6 protein-coding genes and 1 pseudogene are annotated in these 5,090 nt (G+C 35.6%); all 7 read right to left on the bottom strand.

Going from position 1 to position 5,090, the window contains the following annotated elements; genetic code table 11:
• Window positions 1-117: 117 nt before the first annotated feature.
• The 7 genes and pseudogenes from ETC05_RS17145 to ETC05_RS17120 all read right to left on the bottom strand — a co-directional run bounded on the left by ETC05_RS17145 (window position 118) and on the right by ETC05_RS17120 (window position 4,990).
• Window positions 118-837 (bottom strand): stage II sporulation protein P, encoded by a 720-nt coding sequence (locus tag ETC05_RS17145; protein WP_171661538.1) that lies wholly within the window; start codon window positions 835-837, stop codon window positions 118-120.
• A gap of 373 nt (window positions 838-1,210) precedes the next feature.
• Entirely contained in the window at window positions 1,211-1,423 is a 213-nt protein-coding gene (locus ETC05_RS17140) for an SHOCT domain-containing protein (protein ID WP_171661537.1), read from the bottom strand.
• 23 nt (window positions 1,424-1,446) lie between these two features.
• Complete coding sequence (locus ETC05_RS17135) at window positions 1,447-2,178, bottom strand: urease accessory protein UreH domain-containing protein (RefSeq protein WP_171661536.1); 732 nt, start codon at window positions 2,176-2,178, stop codon at window positions 1,447-1,449.
• 111 nt (window positions 2,179-2,289) lie between these two features.
• Window positions 2,290-3,270 (bottom strand): F510_1955 family glycosylhydrolase, encoded by a 981-nt coding sequence (locus ETC05_RS17130; protein ID WP_171661535.1) that lies wholly within the window; start codon window positions 3,268-3,270, stop codon window positions 2,290-2,292.
• Window positions 3,271-3,389: 119 nt separating this feature from the next.
• Complete coding sequence (locus tag ETC05_RS17125) at window positions 3,390-3,971, bottom strand: TVP38/TMEM64 family protein (protein ID WP_171661534.1); 582 nt, start codon at window positions 3,969-3,971, stop codon at window positions 3,390-3,392.
• Window positions 3,972-3,983: 12 nt separating this feature from the next.
• A pseudogene (locus ETC05_RS17980) lies at window positions 3,984-4,093 on the bottom strand (response regulator transcription factor); the annotation flags it as partial.
• A 252-nt stretch (window positions 4,094-4,345) separates the two neighbouring features.
• Window positions 4,346-4,990 carry a C40 family peptidase gene (locus ETC05_RS17120; protein WP_253264051.1) on the bottom strand — a complete coding sequence of 215 codons (645 nt, stop codon included), beginning with the start codon at window positions 4,988-4,990 and terminating at the stop codon, window positions 4,346-4,348.
• Window positions 4,991-5,090 lie beyond the last annotated feature (100 nt).

Here is a 5,090-nt window from a genome sequence, read left to right as displayed (position 1 = left end):
AATAATGTGCAAATGTTCGGAAATAATCTGCAAAACCTGGAATAATTCGCAAAGATTTTGCACATTATTTCCGAATCCGTCCGAAATAATTTGAAAAAGGGATTCTGAAATAATGTGCTAATTTACAATGGCTACAATGTCCGTTGTATCTACTTCTACTCCTATCCCCCTATTTCTAAGAGCTTCTCCTAATCGTTTACCTACCATTGTGATATTAATTTTTGAGTGATGGTATGTTTTTTCATTACCCGTACCCTTTAGATAGGGCAAAAAAGATTCACGGCTATGTGAATGATAAATAAACATTACATTCCGGTTTCCAGTGTTTTTTTTCAATGGCGGCGGTTTTACCGTATTTTCTGTTTGCTTTATTTCTTCTTCTAATTTCTTCAGATTTTGTTCACTAATTTCTCTCTCTTTTAATAACACCTCAATCGGAGGTGACGATTCGATTGGTAAATTTGTATAATCTGTTCCTTCTCCTGCCACAATTATTTTTGAATCGAAACTGGAAAACCCCGGTAAAACATTCCTAAAAAATGAGCGAGGATCACTCAAGCTTAAATTAATTGTATTTTCAAACAGCAGTTTTGAAAAATTAGGCTTTTTTATGTCTCTTTCGATTCCCTGAGTGAAATAATGATTTTCCATCCTCAATATGTACATAAATGAGATGGACTCCACTTCCCATGTAAGGTCCCTTAAATACTCAGAAACTAAAAACTTCTTAAAAAGAATATGAATAATCATATTTAAAATAAATACACTGACTACTAACATAATTAGAAAACTGTAAAAGAATGCAGTTGTATTTTTCGGCGAAGACCGTTTTCGCATTCTTGCTCTCCCCTCTAAGTTCTATTATTAATATCTATTAATATCTATGAATGAAATCTAGTAAATAGAATAAAGAACTAAGATTTTTAAAAAATGATCGTCCATAAAAAATATATTTAGGGGATAACCTTCTTTTGGTCTCCATAAGTTTGTTCAATATCGATTTTACAGAAGTGTTTATAACAGGAGAAAAAACTAACGAAGAAGACATGAAATATAAGAGATTATTATGTTCAGAAAAGCTAAAAAAACAAAAGAAGTTGTTGACAATACTCTTATCAACAACTTCCTTCATCTATATAAAATTGAAATAGGGGGGACAATTGTAAATCACATTTCTGATACTTGATACAATAAAAGAGGCTAGATTTTACTATAGCTTTTTGGATAGCTGTTCAAATTCGTCTAAAGTGATCTCTCCTTTGGCTAATCGTACTTTTAAGATTTCCATCGGAGTTAACTCTTCTTTGCGGTCATTGATAAAACGATGTAAGAGATAAAAACCAATGGCGATTAATACAACCCAGAATAACATCATCCCAACCATCATGGCCGAACCTCCAAACATCGTATGAAACATGCCCATTTCACTTTCCTCCTTTTCTAGCTTTAGAACCAATAAGTGATGGTGTCTAATATGCCAAGTAAGATCATCACGATTCCAGCTGCTTTCTGAACAAACCTTCCTGCTTGTTTTCCTTTTTTCATTAGAGTGCCGTCAAATCCTAAGTACCAAAGGATAAGGATGAAGAAAATAACAGGTACAGAGGTTCCGATGGCAAAGACAACCGGTAATAACACTCCATAAGACGTTGAGTATACCAGAGGCATTAGAGTAACAAAAAATAGCACAAACATGGTTGGACAAAAAGCTAGTGAAAAGCCAAAACCCATTAAAAAGGAGCCTATTTTTCCTTTCTTTAAAAATCTCTCAGGGATTTTGAACAAGGTTACGTTCCAATACATTTTAAAAAGCCCTAACAAGTATAGACCTACCAGAATGAGAATGGGACCGATCATCTTTCTTAACCAAGGAAAATACAATGTTAGTGTACTTTGAATCTCTTTCCCCATCAGCCAAACGATGAAACCTAAACCGGAAAAAGCAATAATTTTACCAAAAATAAATAGGAACAACTCTTTCCACGCAATTCCTTTTTGCAAGGACTGATTACTGTATAAAGTGATCGCTCCTAAATTACCAGTGATTTGACACGGAGCCATCGCTCCTACGATGCCAAGAACAAAAGCTGACAAAATGGGAATAGATGTCGTGCTATTTGCAATATTTAGAAATGGTTGGCTTAGAAGGTTACTTATTTGACTCAAGAACGAATACATCCTTCTTCTCACCTTCTTCTCTATCTGATGTCTATATTGTAGCAATGAATTTTGCAGAAATTGTGGAGTGGTATATTTTAAGCAAAAAGACATGCCTCCGCATGTCTTTTATTAAAAATTTATTTTCCCTTTCGATGCTATCCTTGTCCAGCTTTCACCGTTATTTTTTGTCATGAAAACATCCCCGTTCATGGTGGCGATCACAATTTCCTTCTCATTTTTCGGATTAGAGGCCATATACATGATATGGTCTTTTTCATCGAGCGTAGGAACAGAAAGAACTTCCTCTTGTTTTGAGTCTAATGATTGTTTTATAAGTATAGGCTTATTATTCTCTACAGCAGCAAATAAAATGGATTTTTCTTGGAAGATAAACGTCGTCGTATTGATCTTTCGAGTAAACCGTTCAAACGTATTTCCATTATCTTTGGAAACGAAAATTCCTTCAGGTGTGCTAATTCCAACCATATTTTCGTCCGTTGGGTGAGCAGCAATCGTTCCTGCAGAAGTTTGCGGCAGGCCGTTTAATTGACTTTGTAACCACGTTTTGCCATCATCTTTACTGTAAAATAATCCTTGTCCGAGCGTTTTGTTTTCTTCTTGGTTCACGACATAAATCGTATGGCTTTTATATCCAACTGTCATATAATGAAAGTCAGATTCTTTATAAAATCCTAGATTCATCAACGTTTGTCCATTATCAAAACTTTTCACAAGGCCAAGAGGATTTCCTAAAGATGAGCCTTCTTCTGGATGCCCTGATGAATAAAATCCATCGTCTGTGGCAGAAAAGCCCATATAATCATGTTTATACGAAGTCGTTTCATACCACTTATTATTTTGGTAAACGAGTAACCCCTCATGTGTAGCAAAGTAAATCGCATTTTGGTTGCCTGCATAACCGATTCCATGTAAATGTTCGATCTTTCCTTCTTTCTTTTCTTTAAAGAAAGGATTATTTGTAACAGATACGTTCGATTTTGCTTGTTCTTTGCTCGTAATAAAGGCCTGTTTTTTTTCATTGGATGATGAACAAGCGCTTAGAAGAAGAATAGCCGAGGTAATCATCATAGCTTTCGTCATTTTTTTCATTGCTGATACTCCTTTTCGTGTATTAAGTAGACATAGTATATTTTATAGCAGAAAAATTTGCAGAATTTATGGAGTTTGTTTCTCTCTGGATATGATATTAACAACTTCTTTGTCACTCTTCATAAATCCCTTTCAATTTTGTTAGCTCGAGCCTTTTTTCGATTGATTTTTTTCCAAGTAAATAGGAATAAAAAAATAGACAGAAATGTCGATATCACTTTCCCTTGCCATGTCCAATTCATCAATTGGTAAACGGAATAAGCTTCTAATAATAATGCTGGTATCTTTCCAAGCGAGCTGGCAATGACAAAGATCAGTAAGGAGGTTTTTCCTATCGCTGCCACAAAGGTAACTACTCCTGACGGAACAAAAGGAAGAAGCCGCAAAGACAGAACAAGAAAAAAGGCTTCTAAACCTTTTGCTTCAAGTAAACGTCTGACTTTCGGGTGAGAAAATAACTTGGATTCAGAAAGTTTCTTGAATCCTTTACGATATAAAATAAAGGAGATAATGGCTCCGATTGCTTCCCCTGCAAAAGATAAAAAGGTGCCTTTCCAAAACCCGAACACGGCCAAATTGGCGGCCGTTAGAAAAACGCTTGGTACAAGTCCTAAAATACTGATCATAATATTTATAGCGATACTAATGAGGTAAGCAACATTTTCATATGTGTTAAGCAGTGTAATGATTTGCTCTTTCATCCTCTTCTCACCTTATGCCTCCCATTTATATCCTACCCCCCCCAAACAGTTTGCAGAAATTGATCGATTAGAAACCTAATTTGTCTCATCTTTTCCCTAATATTTTTTACATAAGAGTCTATGTACGCTCTTTTCTCCTTGGTTATGCCTTTGGACGATTTATAAAGGAGAAGTAATTTTTATTTTATAAACTAAATTTGCAGAATTTATGGATTTTAATAGTTTGTCGCTCGCTTCCTTCAGATTCCGCGTCACCACGGATACCCTTGCGTTAAGCTAACTGCTATTTCTGTCTTAGCAGCTCGGGACTTTCACCCTATAGATTACTCTCATGCCGGGCACACAAACAAAAAGGGAGCAATTCCTTCGCTCCCTTAATTCACAATTATTCTTTTTGCACCTAGATAGCGCTTAGACCAATATGTATTCTTCATAGAACTAATGCTAACTCCTTTAGAAGAAGAACTATGGATAAACTCATTATTTCCAATATAAATTCCTGCATGAGAAGCTCCAGGCTTATAAGTTTCAAAAAACACTAAATCTCCTACTTGAGGAGAAGAAACTTTCACACCTTTAGCATAGATGCCAGCAACCGTTCTTGGTAAGCTAATTCCAACACTCTCCTTGAATACATAATTCAAAAAGCCACTACAATCGAATCCTTTAGGTGTACTTCCTCCCCATACATACGGGACATTCAAATATTTTTTAGCATTTTGAACCAGCCTTGTTGGGTTATAAGATGAAACTCCTTCCACTTGCGTAGTTTTAGTCTTAGCGTTTTTTATGCCTAATGCTTTGAATGTACTAGGACCTACAATTCCATCAGCAGTTAAGCCCTTTGATTTCTGAAACTTTATAACAGCACTTTTGGTAATAGGACCAAAATATGTAGTAGTTGTTTTATATGTAAAGTAACCTTTATTTTTTAATATTTGTTGTAATTCTTTAACATCTTGGTGTGTCATTCCAATTTTTAATGTTTGATCCCCCCGAGTTCGACAGTGACTAGGCAAACAAAATGCCTCTAATCCCTTGATACCAAAGGGCTCAGAGGCATTTGGGCATACTTCGGGCGTGTATCTAGGTGCGAGGATGGATGCCTAGAATCTTCGG

It is taken from the genome of Geobacillus sp. BMUD (assembly GCF_013096845.1).
Taxonomy (GTDB): Bacteria; Bacillota; Bacilli; order Bacillales; family Anoxybacillaceae; genus Geobacillus; species Geobacillus vulcani.
Note: the sequence above shows the minus strand (reverse complement) of the source record. Positions and strands in the feature narration are given on the sequence as shown.